A 16980-nucleotide genomic window follows, 5' to 3' on the forward strand; every position below is an offset into this window, starting at 1 on the left:
TCTCGTTGCCCAGCAACCAGTCGAACGACTCGGTCTGCAGGGCGAGGAGGTCAGGAACTTCGAGGGGCTCCTGGATGCGCGCGAAAGAGACGCGACGGGGACCAGCGGGTACGGCGGAGGCGTTGCGCGAGGCTGCCAACAGATGTCCTTCCGAGGGCTCGCGGCGGACTGACTACACGCACGCCAGACAACCTCGCAACGTGAGCAAGCATCACGGGTCGTCAAAGGGCAGCGCAAAGGGGCAGTGTAGCCGAACGGCACACGCCTGTCCACTTCGCTCTCGCTGCATGCTCCACGTTGGTCGCAGCATCGCCCGTTCAGCCGCAAACGTCAAGCCCGCAAGCCCGACTTTTAGCCGCCTAGAGGCCCGGACGCTGGGTTTTCTCCCCAGTGTGATCGGGCGCCTACCGCCAGGCCCAAGACGATACCCGCGATCGTGGGCGGTTAACGCTCCGTCACCCCGGGGGTCGAACCCATGCCGACCACCGATGTAGCTGTGACTGGAGTACCCCTATCAAGGGCTTCGCCAAACCTGATTTTTGGTAACAATTGAAGGTAGCGGCACGCCCGGCGGCTCAGGCCGTTCCCAGCAGCGTGGACAGCCCCTCGACCAGCCATCGCCCGTCTTGCCTGACCATGACGAACCGGGCCCGGTTCTGGGTCACCTGTTGCTGGGGCCTGTCCTGGTTCGGCACTACTTTTACCGTAACCATGTTCACGAACAACAGGACCTCGACCCTGTCCGGCGTGGCGCGCTCGACGCCGGCGTCCACCACGGCCGCGGTGCGGACGGTCTTCTCGGCCTTGGCCTTGGACACCAGCGACGTGGTGAGCTCCTTGTAATGCCTGGTCAGCTCGCCCGTCGTGTACGCCCCGGCCCGGGCCAGGTCGGCCTCCACCGAGCGGTAGTCGTAGGAGAACATGTCGGGAGCGACCTGGCGGGCCGTCGCCATCGCCTCGGCCCCGGCTCCTTCGGCCCCCCGCAGGTCACGCAGGTCGAACCACATCCTGGGCACCAGCACGCCCGCGACGATCACCAGGACGCCGAGCAGCACCACAGTGACGGTTCTCACACCACCTGCACCACCTTCGACACCAGCCACACGCCGCCGACCTTGGTCACGTCCATCGTCCAGCGGTAGAAGCGCTCCTGGGGCGGGCTCTTGGAGCCGTCCCAGCGGATCTCGGCGTCGGCCACCACCAGCACCTTCGCCGTGCCGCCGGACATCGACACCAGGCCGGTGGCGCGCAGGACGCCGTGCTGGACGACCTTGTTCGCGACCGTGGTGCTCTTGAGCTTGCCCGCGATGGCCTGGTAGCCGGTTCTGGCCCCGCCCGTGCAGGTGTCGAGGATGCGCTGCACGTCGGCGTCGACGGTCTTGTAGTCGAGCGAGACCAGGTTCTTGGCGTGGGTGCCGGCCGCGAGCAGCGCGGCCTGCCGGTCGTCGGCCAGGGCCTGCGCGTCACGCGCCTGGAGGGAGATCCACACGCCGGCGGCGACGAGCGCCGCCAGCGTCACGCTGAGGGCGGCCACCAGGATGCGTGCCGGGCGCGCGGGAAGTGCTCCCACCTGTGCTCACCCCTTCCGGCCGGTCGCCGGATCATAACCCGCGAGCCAGTCTTCAAGCCCTGGAATCGACGGAGGCGGTTGGGGAGCCGGGGCGTTGCGGGCGCCGCGCACGCCGGTCGCGCTGCCGCGCGGCTCCCTGCAGAACGCCTTCGGGTCGGGCGGCCGGGTGCTGACGTCGTGGGGCTGTCGCCTGCGTACACGCTCGTAGCCGCGGGTGCACGGCCTGGGCACGTTGAGGTCGAGGTCGAGGCCGAAGTGCAGGCCGTCCCGGTCGACCACGGAGAAGGCGCCCGCGACGGCGGCCGGGTAGCCGATCAGGAGCTGCCGGAGGGCGGTGACCCGGGCGGAGACCGTACGGCCGCCGATCACCAGGTGGGTCAGCAGCGGGCGCAGGTGCGGCGCGACGCCGTCGGTCAGCCGTTCGAGCGACCCGGCCGCGCGCGGGGTGCGGCCGATCAGGTGGGCGAGGTCGCCGCGACCGTCGCGGAGCGAATCCGTCAAGCTCGCCAGATTCCCGGCAAATGCCTTCAGATGGGCCCCAGAGGCCCGCTGAGCGTCGAGCACGGTCTCCCCCTCGTGCAGGACCGCGACCGTCTCGGGAAGCACGCTCTCGGCCTGTCCGAGCAGCTTCTCGCCCGCGTCGGCCAGCCGTCGCAGGGCGGCCCCGTTGCCGCCGAGCCCCTTGTCCAGCTCGGTGACGACCGTCTCCAGGTCGCGCGGGTCGACCGAGGCCAGCAGCCGGTCGGTGTCGCCGAGCAGCCGGGCCGTGGGGACCGGCAGCCGCGTGTGCGCGCGGTCGATCACGTCCCCCTCCCGCAGGTACGGCCCCGCGCCCCCGGCGGGCCGCAGGTCCAGGTACTGCTCCCCCACGCCCGACCGGTTGGCCACCACCGCCAGCAGGCCGCGGGCCGGGACGGGGTCGCCGGACCCGAGCCTGACCACGGCCCGCGCGCCGTCGCCCGCCACCGCCAGCGACACCACCCGGCCGATCGGCACCCCTCGGTAGGTCACCTCCGAGCCGTCGAACAGCCCGCCCGCGTCGGCCAGCTCGACGGTGACCCGGTAGGCGGGGTCGAACAGGTCGGCGCCCACCCAGGCGTACCTGACCAGCGTGTACGCCACCGCCACCACCCCGATCAGCGCGAACGCCAGCAGCCTGACGGTCATCGCGCACCGCCGAGCAGGTTGCGCAGCGTGGCGCCGGGCGAGGCGTCGACGGTCAGGTCGGTGTTGGCGTAGTCGCCGCGCAGCATGGACGAGGCCGACCCCGGGAACGGGAACGTGATCGCCGTCGCCAGCCCCGACGCGACGCTGTCGCGCGCCCGGTCGAGGTTGAGCAGGAGCTCGCGCAGGTGGCGCAGGTCGGCCAGGGTGTCGGCCTGGGAACGCTCGACGACGCGGGTGGCGGTGCGGCCGAGCCGGTCGAGGGCGGCGAGCATGGCGGTCAGGCCGGCGCGCTGGTCCTTGAGCAGGATGACGGCCGGGCCGATCTCGGTGGCGGTGGCCCTGATCGTGGCGCGCTGGGCGGCCAGGGTGCCGGTGAGGCCGTCGAGGGCGTCGATCAGCCGGACGATCTGCTTCTTGGAGCCGTCGAGCCCCGCGGCGAACGCGCCGAGCCTGCGCAGCAGGTCCTTCAGCCGGGCCGAGCGGCCGTCGAGCACGGCGGCCAGCTCGCGGTCGACGGTCGCGACCTGGTCGAGGCCGCCGCCGTCGACCAGCAGCGACGCGGCCGACAACACCTCCTCGACCTCGGCCGTCGTGCTCGTCCTGGCCGCCGGGATCGGGCCGCTCAACCGCCCGCCTCCGGCGGGCAGCAGCTTGACGAACTTCTCGCCCAGCAGGCTCGTCTGGGAGATCGCCGCCGACGTGCGGTCGGGCAGGGCGACGTCGCCGCGCACCTCGCAGACGACGTCGGCCCGCCAGTCGTCGCCCAGCTCCACGCCGGTGACCTCGCCCACGGTGACGTCGTCGACCTTGCACGGCGAGCGCGGCACCAGGTCGAGCGCGTCGGCGAACCGGATGGTCACCGCGTACGGCCGCTCGCCCAGGTCGGCGCCGCCGGGCAGCGGCAGCGAGGCCACCCCCTCGAAGCCGCAGCCGGCCAGGGTCGGGAGCAGCAGCGCCAGGACGAGCGGGCCTCTCATCGCACGGGTCCTTCCGGCAGGGGGTGGGGCGGCTGGACGGAGGCGGGCAGCGGGACCAGGTTCTGGATGATCGTGTCGAACCAGCGTCCGTTGCCGGTCGCGTCGGCGAGCTGGCGGGCGAACGGCCCGAGCAGGGCCAGCGACCGGTCGAGGCTCTCCTCCTGGCGGCGCAGCACGGCGACGAAGGAGCGCAGCCGTTCCAGTGCGGGCCTCAACGTGGTCCTGTTGTCGGCGACCAGCCCGTCGACCTGCCCGGCCAGCGCCACCGTGTTGACCAGCAGCCCGTGGACGACGGCCCGCCGCGCGGAGACCTCGCGCAGCAGCAGGTCGCCGTCGGTGACCAGGCCGTGCAGGTCAGCGTTGCGGCGGGCCAGCAGGCCGGTGACGGTACGGGCGTGGCTGACCAGGTCGTGCAGGCGGGCGTCGCGGGCGGCGACGGTACGCGAGAGCCTGCCGAGCCCCCGGAGGGAGGCCCTGATCTCCGTCGAGGAGCCTTCCATGGTCTGCGACAACACCGTCATGGCCTTGGCCAGGGCCCGCTCGTCGACGCGTCCCGCGGCCGCGCCCAGGTCGGCGACGGCGGGCGCGACCTCGTAGGGAACGCTCGTGCGCGACAGCGGGATCTGCCCCTGGAGCCGGCCGCCGCCCTCGGGGACGAGCATGACGAAGTGGGCGCCGAGCAGGGTCTTGATCCGGATGTCCGCCCTGGTCAGCGAGCCGAGCCGGACGTCGTCGGCCACCCGCAGATCGACGCGGACGTGGTCGCCTTCGAGATCGACGCCGGTGACCTCCCCGACCTTGACCCCGGCGATCATCACGTCGTCGTGCTCGCGCAGGCCCGCCGAGTCGGCGAACGCGGCCGAGTACGCGCTGCCGCGCGGCAGGCCGCCGACCGCCAGGGCCGCCACGACCAGCGCGATGGCCACGACGATGCCGCCGACGCCCAGCGGCACGGGATCGTGTCTCCTGAAGGGGGTCAGCGGCATCGCGGGCTCCCGTTGACGATCTTCGGAGTGCGCACGCCGCCGCTCCTGACCGTGAGCGAGCAGAGGTAGAAGTTGAACCACGACCCGTAGGAGGAGGCCCGGACGAGCCGGCCGAGACGGTCGGGCGCGCGGGCGAGGGTGTCCTGGACCAGTGCGCTCCTGGCGTTGAGCGCCTTGAGCAGCCCGTCCGCGTGCCGGACGCTCGCCCGCAGGTCGGGCCGGGCCCTGCGGACGAGATCGCCGGTGACGGCGGTGAGGCGGTCGAGGGTGGCCAGCGAGTCGCCGATGGCCTCGCGGTCGCCGGCCAGGCCGCCGATCAGGGCGCGCAGGTCGATCAGCAGGCGGTCGTAGTCGTGCTCCCGGCCGGCGATCTCGCCGAGCACCGCGCCGAGGTTGGTGATCACGCGGCCGATCACGGCGTCGCGGTCGGCGAGCGTGCCGGTGAGGGAGGCGATGTGGCCGAGCAGGGCCTCGACCGTGCCGCCCTCGCCCTGCAGCACCTGGACGATCTGCCAGCTCAGCTTGTTGACGTCCTGGGGGCGGATGGCGTTGAGCAGCGGCCTGAAGCCGTTGAACAGGGCCGTCACGTCGAGGGCCGGGCGGGTGTCGGTCACCCGGGCGCCCGGCGGGAGCAGGCCGGGGCCGCCGGGGCCGGTGGACAGCGTCAGGTAGCGGTCGCCGACGAGGTTGCGCCAGCGGACGGCGGCCACGACCCCGCGGGGCAGCGCGGTGGTGCGCCGCACGGAGAAGGCGACCTCGGCCTGGACGCCCGCCAGCGTGACGCTCTCGACCCGGCCGACCCGCACGCCGGCGATGCGCACCTCGTCGCCCTCGCGCAGCCCGGAGGCGTCGGTGAACAGGGCGTGGTAGACGACCGCGGCGGTGAAGCGGGCGCCCGAGATCGTGATCGCGAGGGTGGCCACGCACAGGGTGGTGACGAGGGCGAAGACGGCCAGCTTGAGCGCCGGCCCGAGCGTGGTCATCGCAGCATCAGCCGTGCCAGGTCGGCGGTGCCGTCGTCGAAGCGCACCCCCGGGAAGGGCACGGGCGCGTGGTCGGGCAGGCCGTAGCAGGCCGGGCCTCTGCGGTCGGCGTAACGTGGGGTGTCCTTGCCCGGTTCGTACGGGTGCGCCGGCCGGACGATCTCCAGCACCGCCTTCGCGCTGCCGTGGCCGAAGGCGTTGTCCAGCAACGGCCGCAGGCGGTCGAGGCCGCGCAGGACGCACGGGATGACGGGCGCGTGGTGGGCGGCCACGTCGAGGGCCGGCCGGACGACGTGCGGCAGGCCGACGATCCCGGGCTCGTCCGTGCTCAGCAGGCGGTCGGCGGCGGTGGCGGCCCGGGTGACGGCCGCGGTGGCCGGGCCGATGGGGGCGGCGGTGAGGGTGCGGCCGATCGCGGCGCTGTTGGCCAGGGTGCGCAGCAGGTCGGGGGCGGCCTGGCCGTACCGGGCGGTGACGTCGGCGAGCTTGGCGATGTCCCGCTTCAGCGCGGGCAGGTGGGGCTGGAGGCGGCGCAGGTAGGCGTCGGTTCTGTCCAGGGTCGTGCCGAGCCGGGCGCCGCGGCCGTCAAGAGCGGTGGCCAGGGCGTTCAGGACGGCGTTCAGGCGTTCGGGATGGACGGCGCGCAGGTGGGCCAGCAGGCGGTCGAGGATCTCGGTGATCTCGACGGCGGCGGACGAGGCCCTGATCACGTCGCCGTCGCGCAGCGGGCCGCGCGGCGAGCCGGGCGGGATCAGGGCGACGTACTTCTCGCCGAACAGGGTCTTGGCGCGCAGCTCTGCGGTGGAGGCGCGGTCGACGTCGTGGTCGAGGGCCAGGGTGAGGCGGGCGCCGTGGTCGGCGGGCGCCACCTCGGTCACCTCGCCGACCACGACCCCGTTGACCTTGACGTCGGCCCGGCGGTCGAGCTGCAGCCCGGCGGCGGGCAGCAGCAGCGTGACGTGCCGGGCGGTGGAGAACGCCTTCGAGTAGACGGCCAGCGTCAGGGCCGTGAAGGCGGCGATGATCGCCAGGAGCGCGGCGCCGTGTCTCATCCGGCCAGCCTCACCGTCGTGGTCGTGCCCCAGATGGCCAGGCCGAGCAGGAGGTTGGCGACGTTGACCGTCACCAGCACCGCGCGCACGGCCCGCCCGACCGCCACCCCGACCCCGGCCGGCCCGCCGGTGGCGTGGAAGCCGTGGTAGCAGTGGATGAGGATCACCAGGACGGCGAAGACCATCGCCTTGCCGAAGGACCACAACACGTCGTAGGGCGACAGGAACAGCTCGAAGTAGTGGTCGTAGGTGCCCGTGGACTGGTCGTGCAGCACGGTCACGATCAGGCGGGTGGCGACGTAGGAGGCGAGCAGGCCGAGCACGTACAGCGGCATGACGGCGGCGAAGCCGGCGATCAGCCGCGTGGTGACCAGGAACGGCACCGGCGGGACCGCCATGACCTCCAGCGCGTCGATCTCCTCGCCGACCCGCATCGCGCCGAGCTGGGCGGTGAACCCGCAGCCCACGGTGGCCGACAGGCCGATGGCGGCCACCAGCGGGGCGATCTCGCGGGTGTTGACGTAGCTGGACAGGAAGCCGGTGAAGGCCGAGCCGCCGATGCGGTCGAGGCCGGTGTAGCCCTGCAGGCCGACCTCGGTGCCGGTGAAGAAGGTCATGAAGGCGACGATCGTCATCGTGCCGCCGATCACCGCCAGGCCGCCGCTGCCCAGCCCGACCTCGGCCAGCAGCCTGAGCACCTCCCGGCGGTAGCGCGCGCCGGCCGGAAGGGCCCTGATCGCCCTGGCGTAGAACGCGCCCTGCCGGTCGAGCGCCCTCATGACCGCACCAGCTCGTTGTAGACCGCGCTGATCAGGAAGTTCTCGGCGAACAGCAGCAGGGCGGCGAACACCACGGCCTGGTTGACCGCCTCCCCCACGCCCTTGGGCCCGCCCGCCGCGCCCAGCCCCTTGTACGCGGCGACGAGCCCCGTCGTGACCCCGAATACCAGCGCCTTGCCCTCCGAGACCCACAGGTCGGAGACCTCGGCCAGAGCGTTGAACGACTGCAGGTACGCGCCGGGCGAGCCACCCTGGACGACCACGTTGAACAGGTAGCCGGCGACCAGCCCGACCGTGACGACCAGGCCGTTGAGCAGCGGCGCGACCAGCGCGCACGCGGCCACCCTGGGCACGACGAGCCGGTGGAGCGGGTCGACCGCGAGCACCTCCATGGCGTCGATCTCGTCCCTGATCCGGCGGGCGCCGAGGTCGGCGCAGATCGCGCTGCCGGCCGCGCCCGCGATCATCAGCGCGGTCACCACCGGGCCCGCCTCGCGGACGATGCCGAGCACGGCGGTGGCCCCGGTGAAGGACTGGGCGCCGAACTGGCGGATGAGGTTGCCGGTCTGCATGGCGAGCACGGCCCCGAAAGGAATGGCGACCAGGGCGGTGGGCAGGGCGCTCACGCTGACGATGAACCACGCCTGCCGGACGAGCTCGCGCACCTGGAACGGCCGTCGCGCGGCGGCCCTGGCGGTGTCGAGCGACATGGCGACGAACCGCCCGACCTCCGCCGTCACCATGTGCGGCCGATCGAATGCTGACAGTAACCTTCGTGGGCCGCGAGGAGGCACTTCTCGGTCGGATTCATGGTCTAGGCGACGCCGTCGGCGTGGGCGTCGATCAGCCGGGGGTACTCCTCCAGCCAGTTGCGGCCCCGTTCGTCCACGAACGAACCCTGCGGCGGGATCACGCCGTGGGCCGCCAGCCACCGGCCGGGCGGCTGCTGCGAGCGGCGCAGCACGTTGCCGCTCGGCATGAGCTGCGGCGGGATCGGCGGCAGCCCGCCGGGGTCGTGGCCCATCTGGGCCTCGGCCTCCAGCTCGGAGATGTCCTTCTCCTCCGACATGCCGATCGGGCCGTGCCTGCGGGCGTTGAGGAACTGCCGCACCACCGGCTCGTCGCTGGACAGCAGCATCTCGCGCGGCCCGAACATGACCAGCTCGCGGCGGAACAGCAGCCCGATGTTGTCGGGGACCGTGCGGGCGGTGTTGATGTCGTGGGTGACGATCAGGAACGTGGCCTCGATGTCGGCGTTGATGTCGACGATCGTCTGGTTGAGGAAGGCGGTGCGGACCGGGTCGAGGCCGGAGTCGGGCTCGTCGAACAGGATGATCTCGGGGTCGAGCACCAGCGCCCTGGCCAGGCCGGCCCGTTTGCGCATGCCGCCGGAGATCTCACCGGGCAGCTTGCCCTCGGCGCCGACCAGCCCGACCAGGTCGATCTTGTCCATCACGATCCTGCGGATCTCGGCCTCGGTCTTCCTGGTGTGCTCGCGCAGCGGGAAGGCGATGTTGTCGTAGAGGTTGAGCGAGCCGAACAGGGCGCCGTCCTGGAACAGCACGCCGAACAGCCGGCGCAGCTCGTAGAGCGTGCGCTCGGGGCAGCTCGCCAGGTCGTGGCCGTCGATCCAGATGTGGCCGCGGTCGGGACGCAGCAGGCCGACCAGTGTCTTGAGGAAGACGGACTTGCCGGTGCCCGACGGGCCGAGCAGCACCGAGATCTCACCCGCGGGCAGTGTGAGCGAGACATCCTCCCAGATGACCTGCCGACCGAACGACTTGGTCAACCCCTCGACCACGACCTCGACGCCCACTGGCCACCTTCCCGATCACAGGGAGCACTCAGGGGATAACGTGCCGCACACTTTACTTCCAGAATGCCCTCACGGTAGCGGCGAACCGAGGAATTGGAACCGATTCCAATAACTTGTTACCCGGCGGTTATCAGACTTCGGGTCCAGTAAGGGCGCGCAGGCTCGGGCGCAGCAGCCGGGCGATGCGCTCCGGCGGGGCGTCGCGCAGTTCGGGCAGCTCGAGCAGCTGGTGGCCGACGGTCACACCGAGCAGGATCGTGGTCATCAGGGCCGCGCGCAGGCGGGCGTCCTCGCCGGGGATCGACGCGGCCAGCCTGTCGACCTGCCGGGCGAGCGCCTCGCGGGCCGCCGCGCCCGCCTCGGGGTGGGTGAGCATCGAACGCATCATCGCCAGCGACCCCTGGGGCAGCTCGCCCATCTTCACGTCGAGGGTGCCGAGGAGGTGCTCGACCAGCTCCTCGGGGGTGGTGGCGGCCTCGGGGGCGGGCGTAGCGCGCACGGCGGCCCTGAAGAGCTCCTGCTTGTTGCCGAAGTACTGCATGACCAGGGCCGGGTCGACCGCGGCGGACTTCGCGACCGCCCTGATGGTGGCGCGCTCGTAGCCGACTTCGGCGAACAGCGCCCTGGCCGCGTCGAGGATCCTTCCCTCGGTTCTGCGCCGTCGTTCGGCACGGGGAAGCACTCGCTCGCTCACAGTCCGACTCTACCTGTGTTGACCGTTCGTCCGGATTCGCTCTACGCTCGTTGAGTCAACGGGTGTTGAGCGAGATGTGAGGAGTGGTGGTCATGACCGTCGAGGAGATCGTCGGCGCCTTCCACGGCGCGATGCTGCGCAAGTCGGCCGACGAACTGGCCGACCTGTACGCGGAGGACGGCAGGCACGAGTTCCCGTTCGGCGGGCTGCCGCCGTACGAGGGGCGGGAGGCGGTGCGGGCCGGGTACCGGGCGTCCTGGGGCGTCTCCCCCGCCGTGCCGCAGAAGGTGGAGCGGATCGCGTTGCACCGTACGGACGATCCGGAGGTGGTGGTCGTCGAGCAGAACGCGCACGTCAAGGTGGGCGAGCGGGCGATTACCGTCCCGGGGCTGCTGATGCTGCGGATCAGGGGCGGGCGGATCGTCCACTGCAAGGACTTCATGGACGCGAGCGCCATCGCCAGGGTCCGGGAGGCGGCCCGCGAAGCCGGAGCCACTTCCGGGTGATGCCGCCGAGGGTGTCCCGCGCAGGGCCGGTGCCGTCCCCGTACATGCGAAAAGAGGCGGTCACACCCGGCACCAGGGTGTGTCCGCCTCTTCCGAAGAGCTGTGTGAAGTGGGAAGTTACTTCACGGTCACGGTGGCGCCGGCGCCCTCGAGGGCAGCCTTGGCCTTCTCCGCCTGCTCCTTGTTGACCTTGCCGTCGAAGACCGGCTTGGGAGCGCCGTCCACCAGGTCCTTGGCCTCCTTGAGGCCCAGGGACGTGAGGGCCCGGATCTCCTTGATGACCTGGATCTTCTTGTCGCCGGCGGCCTCGAGGATGACGTCGAACTCGTCCTGCTCCTCAACGGCGGCGGCCTCGCCACCACCAGCGGCGGCGGGGGCGGCGGCGACCGCGACGGGGGCGGCGGCCTTGACGTCGAAGACCTCTTCGAAGTGCTTAACGAACTCGGACAGCTCGAGGAGGGTCATCTCCTTGAACGCGTCGAGCAGCTCGTCGGTGCTGAGCTTCGCCATGATGCTTTTCCTTACGTTTAGGACTTGCAGAAAACTAGGAACGGGACCGCGGAAGTTGCGGCAACCCCCGTGTTACTCGCCCGCTTCTTCGCGCTTGGCACGAAGGGCGTCGGCCAGCTGAGCCATCTGCGTGGGCAGCGCGGCGAAAACCGCGGCGGCAGCGCTCTGCTTCGCCTTGAGAGCACCGGCGAGCTTAGCGAGGAGGACCTCGCGGGACTCGAGGTCGGCGAGCTTGGTGATCTCGGTGGCGTCGAGCGTCTTACCGTCGAGCACACCACCCTTGATCACCAGAAGGGGATTGGCCTTGGCGAAGTCACGCAGACCCTTGGCCGCCTCGACAACGTCGCCGTTGACGAAGGCGATCGCGGTCGGGCCCGTGAGCAGGTCGTCGGGGAACGACAGACCGGCCTCGTTAGCCGCGATCTTGGTCAGGGTGTTCTTCGCCACGGCGAACTTCGCATTCTCACCAAGAGCAACGCGCAGCTGCTTGAGCTGAGCGACGGTGAGACCGCGGTACTCGGTCAGAACGGCGGCGCTGCTGCCTTCGAACTCGCTCTTGAGCTCGGCAACGGCTGTCGCCTTATCCGCCCTCGCCATGGGCCTCCTTCCAGGTGTGCCGCCGGCGAAGGCCCCTGGAAATGAGAACAGCCCCGGGCGCAGGGGCGCACGGGGCTCACATATGGAACTGCACCATATGGGAAACTCGCATCACACCTGCGCGGGCCGTCCACAGAACGTGGATCCTTCGGTCGCCAGGACTGATGCACCTGACGACGACCGGCGGTCTTCGGCAACGACCAGAGTACGTGCTGGTCGCCGAGTTTCCAAATCGGTTCTCAGTTGACGGTCGTCTTCGGCAGCTCACCGACCTGGTCCGCGGGCGGGGCCTCGACCTTGACGGGCTCGTTGAAGCCCTTGAACAGCAGGGTGGCGTCCAGCGTGGCGCCCTCCTTGGAGCCGTTCAGGGTGAGCTTGCGGGGCAGGCCGTCGCCGGCCACCCAGATGTCGAACTTGACGTCCTTGAGCTCGGCGAGGTTCGTCCTGGCCTGCTGCTGCTTGTCGGCGGGCAGCTGGCCGACGGCGGCGTCCACGGGGAACGTGCCGCTGTAGTGGGTGGTGTCCGCGCCGTTGACGCTCTCGGTGCCGACCTGCTTCACGTCCTTGGACACGGTTACCAGCTTGGTCACGTTGGCGAGGTCGAACTGCTGGATCTGGCTGAGGTACTGGTTGACCTGGTTCTGGTCGCCCACTTCGTTGAGCGCGACCTTGATCCACGGCTTGGTGGCGCCGACGAGCTGCTTGAGGGCCTCGACCTTCACATAGACGGTGTCACCCTGCAGGACGGCGCGCACGCCGCCCGGCAGGTTCCGGCCGCCCATGTCGACGGTGTCGAGGGTCAGGTCGACGGCGAGCTGGGGCTTGCTCTGGTAGAGCATGCGTCCCTGCACCTTGCCGTTGCCTTCTTGGGGGTGTGTCACGTTCGCGACGGCGTCCACCGTGTAGCTGGTGACCTCTGCGGTCTTCTGCGCGGCCTGCGCGAGCACCTCTGAGGCGGCCAGGTTGACCTGGATGGGCTGCACGTTCGTACCGCACCCGGCGACCGAGGCCGCGATGAGAGCAGCTCCGGCCACGGCGGTGGCGAGACTTATCCTGCGCTTCAGCATGTTTTGACCCTACGGTTGGCTTGTCCCATCGTGGCGACTTCCCCGCATAATTCGGGGAAAACCCAGGGTTCTCCCCCACAGGCTGTGCACGATTTCTGCACATCCCCGCTCACCTGGAGAGATCATCCCCGCCGAAAACTCGGGCTCGACCCGACGCTCGTCGGCACGCAGGCGAACCAGAAGCCGACGCTCGGCGGCACCCGGGCGAACCGGGACCCGACGCTCGCCGGCACCCGGGCAAAGCGAAAGGCCCCCGCCTGGGACAGGCGGGGGCCCTTCGAAGAACGTGCGGCCGTTACGCGTCGAGCTCGGCGGTCAGGCCACGGGTGAGGTTGGGGTCGACGGGGACGCCGGGGCCCATGGTGGTGGAGAAGGTGACCTTCTTCAGGTAACGCCCCTTGGCCGCCGACGGCTTGAGACGCAGCACCTCGTCAAGGGCGGCGGCGTAGTTCTCGATGAGCTGACGCTCGGGGAACGACGTCTTGCCGATGATGAAGTGCAGGTTGGCCTGCCGGTCGGTGCGGAACTCGATCTTGCCGCCCTTGATCTCCGTCACGGCCTTGGCGACGTCGGGCGTCACGGTGCCGGTCTTGGGGTTGGGCATGAGACCGCGCGGGCCGAGCACGCGGCCCAGACGGCCGACCTTGCCCATGAGGTCGGGAGTGGCGACCACGGCGTCGAACTCGTTGAGCCGGTTGCCCTTGGCGATCTCGTCGATCAGCTCGTCGGCGCCGACGATGTCGGCGCCCGCCTCGCGGGCTGCCTCGGCACGGTCACCGGTCGCGAAGACCAGGACCCGGGCGGTCTTACCGGTGCCGTGCGGGAGGTTGACCGTGCCGCGCACGATCTGGTCGGCCTTGCGAGGGTCGACACCCAGCCGCAGCGCCACTTCCACGGTGGCGTCGAACTTGGTGGTCGACGTCTCCTTGGCCAGCTTCGCGGCGTCGGCGGGCGTGTAGAGCTTGTCGCGGTCGACCTTGGCCGCCGCGTCCTTGTGCGCCTTGCTGCGCTTCATGTCTGTCTCCTTGTGGTACGCGGGCCGGGACCCGGCCCTCCCACGGATCTGGGAAAAGGTCTTAGTCGGCGATCGTGATGCCCATCGACCGGGCGGTGCCGGCGATGATCTTCTCTGCAGCCTCGACGTCGTTGGCGTTGAGGTCGGGCATCTTGGTCTCGGCGATGCTGCGCAGCTGCTCGCGCGTCAGCCGGCCGACCTTGTCCTTGTGGGGGACGGCGCTGCCCTTGTCGAGACCCAGGGCCTTCTTGATCAGCTCAGGCGCCGGGGGCGTCTTCGTGATGAAGGTGAAGCTGCGGTCTTCGAAAATGGTGATCTCAACGGGGATGATGTTGCCCCGCTGGGACTCCGTCGCAGCGTTGTACTGCTTGACGAAGTCCATGATGTTGACGCCGTGGGGACCGAGGGCGGTACCGACCGGCGGAGCGGGCGTGGCCTGGCCAGCGGGGAGCTGGACCTTGACGAGCGCCGCGATCTTCTTCTTCGGAGGCATGAGTCCTTCTCCGGGTCCTGATCGTGATGCCGTCCGGACGCGGATGCGCCCGGACATGTCGGAAGGCCACCCTTCGCGAAAGGCGGCCGACCGAACGTCTAAGTGTAGGTGATCGTCTTAGATCTTCGAGACCTGGTTGAACGAGAGCTCGACCGGGGTCTCACGACCGAAGATCGAGACGAGCACCTTGAGCTTCTGCGACTCGGGGCTGATCTCGCTGACCGAGGCGGGCAGAGTGGCGAAGGGGCCGTCCATGACCGTGACGGACTCGCCGATCTCGAACTCGACCGTGGGGCCGGAGGCCGCCTTGGTGGTGGCCTTCTTGCTCTCCTCGGACGGCTCGGGCGCCAGCAGCTTGGCGACCTCGTCGAGGCTGAGCGGGCTCGGCTTGTTGGACAGGCCGACGAAACCGGTCACGCCGGGCGTGTTGCGCACGGCGGCCCAGGACTCGTCGGTCAGCTCCATGCGCACCAGGACGTAGCCGGGCAGCACGCGCTCCTTGACCGGGACCTTCTTGCCGCTCTTGAACTCCTGGACGGTGTGCGTGGGCACCTCGACCTGGTAGATGTAGTCCTCCATGTTGAGCGACACGTTGCGGCTCTCGATGTTGGACTTCACGCGGTTCTCGTAGCCGGCGTAGGAGTGGATCACGTACCACTCGCCGGGAAGCCCGCGCAGGGAGCTCTTGAACTCCTCGACCGGGTCGACGTCGGGCAGGATCTCGGCCTCCGCGTCGGCGGGGGCCTCCTCCGACTCTTCGACCTCGTCGGTCTCGTCGGCCTCCTGGAGAGCCGCCTCGACGCCTTCGTCGCGAGCCTCACCCAGCTCGTCGCCCCATTCGTCGGTGGCCTCTCCCAGCTCGTCGTCGCCCCGCTCGTCGCGGGGTTCCTCGGCCGGAACAGAAGACTCGGACACGTGACCTTTCCTCATTTCCTCGAATCGAATGGTGTCGCCGTCAGCCGACACCACACGGTGTCGAGCTAGGCGGGATCACTCCCCGCCGAAGACGCGGAGGACGGCCCAGCCCAGAGCGGCGTCGAGCCCATAAACGATCGCCACCATGATCAGAACGAATACCAGAACGACCGTGGTGTAGGTGATGAGATCCTTGCGTGTCGGCCAGATGACCTTGCGGAGCTCGTTGACGACCTGCCGGTAGAAAAGGGCAGGTGAAGTGCGTGTCTTCTTCTCGCCACTGGGCTTGCCTGCGGTCTCGCCGCGCGTGTCGATCGCCACAGTCCTCACCTGAATCTGTCGTATCCAACGCAGTTTTGCGGCGCGCTTACACGCCATTATTGCGCGGACCGCACTCGCAGGGCACGAGGGACTCGAACCCCCAACCGCCGGTTTTGGAGACCGGTGCGCTACCAATTGCGCCAGTGCCCTATGTCGTCAACCACACTACCCTGATTGACTCACTGCCTGGACCGAACCGCTCGCCGACATGCGGCGGAAGGACCAGGCGAAAGCATACGGGGGATTGCCCGGTACGTCGAACCCAAACCTGATCGCCCAGGTCACGCCCGCGTGGGAGCATGGGAGGCATGTCCACGCGACCCCGTATCTCCGCAAGAATCTCCGCGATTTCCGAGTCCGCCACGCTCGCGGTGGACGCCAAGGCGAAGGCGATGAAGGCGGCCGGCCGTCCGGTCATCGGCTTCGGCGCCGGCGAGCCCGACTTCCCGACGCCCGGCTACATCGTCGAGGCGGCGGTCGAGGCGGCCCGCGACCCGCGCAACCACAAGTACACGCCGGCGGGCGGCCTTCCCGAGCTGAAGCAGGCCATCGCCGACAAGACGCGGCGCGACTCCGGCTACTCCGTCGAGCCGTCCCAGGTGCTCGTCACCAACGGCGGCAAGCAGGCCGTCTACGAGGCGTTCGCCACGCTGCTCGACCCGGGCGACGAGGTCGTCGTGGTCGCCCCCTACTGGACGACCTACCCCGAGGCGATCAAGCTGGCCGGGGGCGTGCAGGTCAACGTGGTGACCGACGAGTCCACGGGCTACCTGGCGAGCGTCGAGCAGCTCGAGGCGGCCCGCACCGAGCGCACGAAGGCGCTGCTGTTCGTCTCGCCGTCCAACCCGACGGGCGCGGTCTACTCGCGCGAGGAGACCGTGGCGATCGGCCGGTGGGCGGCCGAGCACGGGCTGTGGGTGATCACCGACGAGATTTACGAGCACCTGGTCTACGGCGGCGCCGAGTTCACCAGCATCGCCACGGCCGTGCCCGAGCTGGGCGACCGGGTCGTGATCCTCAACGGCGTGGCCAAGACGTACGCGATGACCGGCTGGCGGGTGGGCTGGCTGATCGGCCCGTCCGACGTGGTCAAGGCCGCCTCCAACCTGCAGTCGCACGCCACCTCCAACGTGGCCAACGTGTCGCAGAGGGCGGCGCTGGCCGCGGTCTCCGGCGACCTGTCGGCCGTGGCCGAGATGCGGTCGGCCTTCGACCGACGGCGCCAGACCATGGTGCGGATGCTCAACGAGATCCCGGGCGTGTTCTGTCCGGAACCGAAGGGGGCGTTCTACGCGTACCCGTCGGTCAAGGGGCTGCTGGGCAAGGAGCTGCGCGGCCGGCGGCCCGGGTCGTCGGCGGAGCTGGCCGAGCTGATCCTGGAGGAGGCCGAGGTGGCGGTCGTGCCGGGCGAGGCGTTCGGCACCCCCGGCTACTTCCGGCTGTCCTACGCCCTCGGTGACGACGACCTGGTCGAGGGCGTCAGCCGGATGGCCAAGCTGCTGTCCGAGGCTCGCTGAGCGGCCTACGCGGCG

At 70.2% G+C, this 16980-nt stretch carries 20 protein-coding genes and 1 tRNA gene; 2 read left to right on the forward strand and 19 right to left on the reverse strand.

Translation table 11 applies throughout. The annotated features are described in order from the left end of the window. Positions 1-575 precede the first annotated feature (575 nt). The 11 genes from AB0J76_RS00005 to AB0J76_RS00055 form a co-directional block, all read right to left on the reverse strand. Positions 576-1073 (reverse strand): hypothetical protein, encoded by a 498-nt coding sequence (locus AB0J76_RS00005; RefSeq protein ID WP_352325416.1) that lies wholly within the window; start codon positions 1071-1073, stop codon positions 576-578. Next, a complete protein-coding gene (locus AB0J76_RS00010; protein WP_352325417.1) occupies positions 1070-1570 on the reverse strand; it encodes a hypothetical protein in 501 nt (166 codons plus the stop codon). Before AB0J76_RS00010 ends, AB0J76_RS00005 begins: the two co-directional genes overlap by 4 nt. A 6-nt stretch (positions 1571-1576) precedes the next feature. Then, positions 1577-2737 (reverse strand): MlaD family protein, encoded by a 1161-nt coding sequence (locus tag AB0J76_RS00015; protein ID WP_352325418.1) that lies wholly within the window; start codon positions 2735-2737, stop codon positions 1577-1579. After that, entirely contained in the window at positions 2734-3714 is a 981-nt protein-coding gene (locus tag AB0J76_RS00020; RefSeq protein WP_352325419.1) for an MCE family protein, read from the reverse strand. The genes AB0J76_RS00015 and AB0J76_RS00020 overlap by 4 nt, the downstream gene beginning before the upstream one ends. Next, on the reverse strand, positions 3711-4700 hold the full coding sequence (locus AB0J76_RS00025; protein ID WP_352325420.1) for an MCE family protein: 990 nt from the start codon (positions 4698-4700) through the stop codon (positions 3711-3713). The genes AB0J76_RS00020 and AB0J76_RS00025 overlap by 4 nt, the downstream gene beginning before the upstream one ends. Beyond that, positions 4691-5683: an MCE family protein gene (locus AB0J76_RS00030; RefSeq protein ID WP_352325421.1), complete on the reverse strand. Its 993-nt coding sequence runs from the start codon at positions 5681-5683 to the stop codon at positions 4691-4693. Before AB0J76_RS00030 ends, AB0J76_RS00025 begins: the two co-directional genes overlap by 10 nt. Next, a complete protein-coding gene (locus AB0J76_RS00035) occupies positions 5680-6735 on the reverse strand; it encodes an MCE family protein (protein WP_352325422.1) in 1056 nt (351 codons plus the stop codon). Before AB0J76_RS00035 ends, AB0J76_RS00030 begins: the two co-directional genes overlap by 4 nt. Then, on the reverse strand, positions 6732-7514 hold the full coding sequence (locus AB0J76_RS00040) for an ABC transporter permease (protein ID WP_352325423.1): 783 nt from the start codon (positions 7512-7514) through the stop codon (positions 6732-6734). Before AB0J76_RS00040 ends, AB0J76_RS00035 begins: the two co-directional genes overlap by 4 nt. Next, positions 7511-8257, reverse strand: coding sequence for an ABC transporter permease (locus AB0J76_RS00045; RefSeq protein ID WP_352325424.1), 747 nt, complete (start codon positions 8255-8257; stop codon positions 7511-7513). The genes AB0J76_RS00040 and AB0J76_RS00045 overlap by 4 nt, the downstream gene beginning before the upstream one ends. A gap of 71 nt (positions 8258-8328) precedes the next feature. Further along, a complete protein-coding gene (locus AB0J76_RS00050; protein ID WP_352325426.1) occupies positions 8329-9330 on the reverse strand; it encodes an ABC transporter ATP-binding protein in 1002 nt (333 codons plus the stop codon). A gap of 130 nt (positions 9331-9460) precedes the next feature. Then, complete coding sequence (locus AB0J76_RS00055; protein ID WP_352325427.1) at positions 9461-10024, reverse strand: TetR family transcriptional regulator; 564 nt, start codon at positions 10022-10024, stop codon at positions 9461-9463. Between the two features lie 92 nt (positions 10025-10116). Here AB0J76_RS00055 and AB0J76_RS00060 point away from each other — a divergent pair, with 92 nt between their 5' ends. Next, positions 10117-10530 carry a nuclear transport factor 2 family protein gene (locus AB0J76_RS00060; protein ID WP_352325428.1) on the forward strand — a complete coding sequence of 138 codons (414 nt, stop codon included), beginning with the start codon at positions 10117-10119 and terminating at the stop codon, positions 10528-10530. A gap of 117 nt (positions 10531-10647) precedes the next feature. On the opposite strand, the gene rplL is transcribed toward AB0J76_RS00060, so the two are convergent. From rplL to AB0J76_RS00100, 8 genes are all read right to left on the reverse strand, one after another. Beyond that, positions 10648-11040 carry a 50S ribosomal protein L7/L12 gene (gene rplL / locus AB0J76_RS00065; protein WP_352325429.1) on the reverse strand — a complete coding sequence of 131 codons (393 nt, stop codon included), beginning with the start codon at positions 11038-11040 and terminating at the stop codon, positions 10648-10650. A gap of 72 nt (positions 11041-11112) precedes the next feature. Next, positions 11113-11637: a 50S ribosomal protein L10 gene (rplJ, locus tag AB0J76_RS00070; RefSeq protein ID WP_125642941.1), complete on the reverse strand. Its 525-nt coding sequence runs from the start codon at positions 11635-11637 to the stop codon at positions 11113-11115. Positions 11638-11876: 239 nt separating this feature from the next. Continuing rightward, positions 11877-12704 (reverse strand): DUF1396 domain-containing protein, encoded by an 828-nt coding sequence (locus AB0J76_RS00075; protein ID WP_352325430.1) that lies wholly within the window; start codon positions 12702-12704, stop codon positions 11877-11879. 295 nt (positions 12705-12999) lie between these two features. Continuing rightward, positions 13000-13719, reverse strand: coding sequence for a 50S ribosomal protein L1 (gene rplA, locus AB0J76_RS00080; protein WP_352325431.1), 720 nt, complete (start codon positions 13717-13719; stop codon positions 13000-13002). 61 nt (positions 13720-13780) lie between these two features. Next, on the reverse strand, positions 13781-14212 hold the full coding sequence (rplK, locus tag AB0J76_RS00085) for a 50S ribosomal protein L11 (RefSeq protein ID WP_125642947.1): 432 nt from the start codon (positions 14210-14212) through the stop codon (positions 13781-13783). A gap of 117 nt (positions 14213-14329) precedes the next feature. Next, positions 14330-15127: a transcription termination/antitermination protein NusG gene (nusG, locus tag AB0J76_RS00090; RefSeq protein WP_352325433.1), complete on the reverse strand. Its 798-nt coding sequence runs from the start codon at positions 15125-15127 to the stop codon at positions 14330-14332. Positions 15128-15202: 75 nt separating this feature from the next. Further along, positions 15203-15448 (reverse strand): preprotein translocase subunit SecE, encoded by a 246-nt coding sequence (secE, locus tag AB0J76_RS00095; protein WP_125642950.1) that lies wholly within the window; start codon positions 15446-15448, stop codon positions 15203-15205. A 77-nt stretch (positions 15449-15525) separates the two neighbouring features. Further along, positions 15526-15598 (reverse strand) — tRNA-Trp (locus AB0J76_RS00100). A 149-nt stretch (positions 15599-15747) separates the two neighbouring features. On the opposite strand from AB0J76_RS00100, the gene AB0J76_RS00105 reads away from it, so the two are divergent. Continuing rightward, a complete protein-coding gene (locus AB0J76_RS00105; protein WP_352325434.1) occupies positions 15748-16965 on the forward strand; it encodes a pyridoxal phosphate-dependent aminotransferase in 1218 nt (405 codons plus the stop codon). Positions 16966-16980: the final 15 nt, after the last annotated feature.

It is taken from the genome of Nonomuraea sp. NPDC049624 (genome assembly GCF_040675255.1).
In the GTDB taxonomy this organism is placed as follows: Bacteria; Actinomycetota; Actinomycetes; order Streptosporangiales; family Streptosporangiaceae; genus Nonomuraea.

Coding starts and splice junctions, on each gene's coding strand:
- AB0J76_RS00030 (WP_352325421.1), bottom strand. CDS start 5,683: ATGACCACGCTCGGGCCGGCGCTCAAGCTGGCCGTCTTCGCCCTCGTC.
- AB0J76_RS00015 (WP_352325418.1), bottom strand. CDS start 2,737: ATGACCGTCAGGCTGCTGGCGTTCGCGCTGATCGGGGTGGTGGCGGTG.
- AB0J76_RS00075 (WP_352325430.1), bottom strand. CDS start 12,704: ATGCTGAAGCGCAGGATAAGTCTCGCCACCGCCGTGGCCGGAGCTGCT.
- rplJ (WP_125642941.1), bottom strand. CDS start 11,637: ATGGCGAGGGCGGATAAGGCGACAGCCGTTGCCGAGCTCAAGAGCGAG.
- AB0J76_RS00060 (WP_352325428.1), top strand. CDS start 10,117: ATGACCGTCGAGGAGATCGTCGGCGCCTTCCACGGCGCGATGCTGCGC.
- rplL (WP_352325429.1), bottom strand. CDS start 11,040: ATGGCGAAGCTCAGCACCGACGAGCTGCTCGACGCGTTCAAGGAGATG.
- rplK (WP_125642947.1), bottom strand. CDS start 14,212: ATGCCTCCGAAGAAGAAGATCGCGGCGCTCGTCAAGGTCCAGCTCCCC.
- AB0J76_RS00040 (WP_352325423.1), bottom strand. CDS start 7,514: ATGAGGGCGCTCGACCGGCAGGGCGCGTTCTACGCCAGGGCGATCAGG.
- AB0J76_RS00105 (WP_352325434.1), top strand. CDS start 15,748: ATGGGAGGCATGTCCACGCGACCCCGTATCTCCGCAAGAATCTCCGCG.
- AB0J76_RS00045 (WP_352325424.1), bottom strand. CDS start 8,257: ATGGTGACGGCGGAGGTCGGGCGGTTCGTCGCCATGTCGCTCGACACC.
- AB0J76_RS00035 (WP_352325422.1), bottom strand. CDS start 6,735: ATGAGACACGGCGCCGCGCTCCTGGCGATCATCGCCGCCTTCACGGCC.
- AB0J76_RS00020 (WP_352325419.1), bottom strand. CDS start 3,714: ATGAGAGGCCCGCTCGTCCTGGCGCTGCTGCTCCCGACCCTGGCCGGC.
- rplA (WP_352325431.1), bottom strand. CDS start 13,719: ATGAAGCGCAGCAAGGCGCACAAGGACGCGGCGGCCAAGGTCGACCGC.
- AB0J76_RS00025 (WP_352325420.1), bottom strand. CDS start 4,700: ATGCCGCTGACCCCCTTCAGGAGACACGATCCCGTGCCGCTGGGCGTC.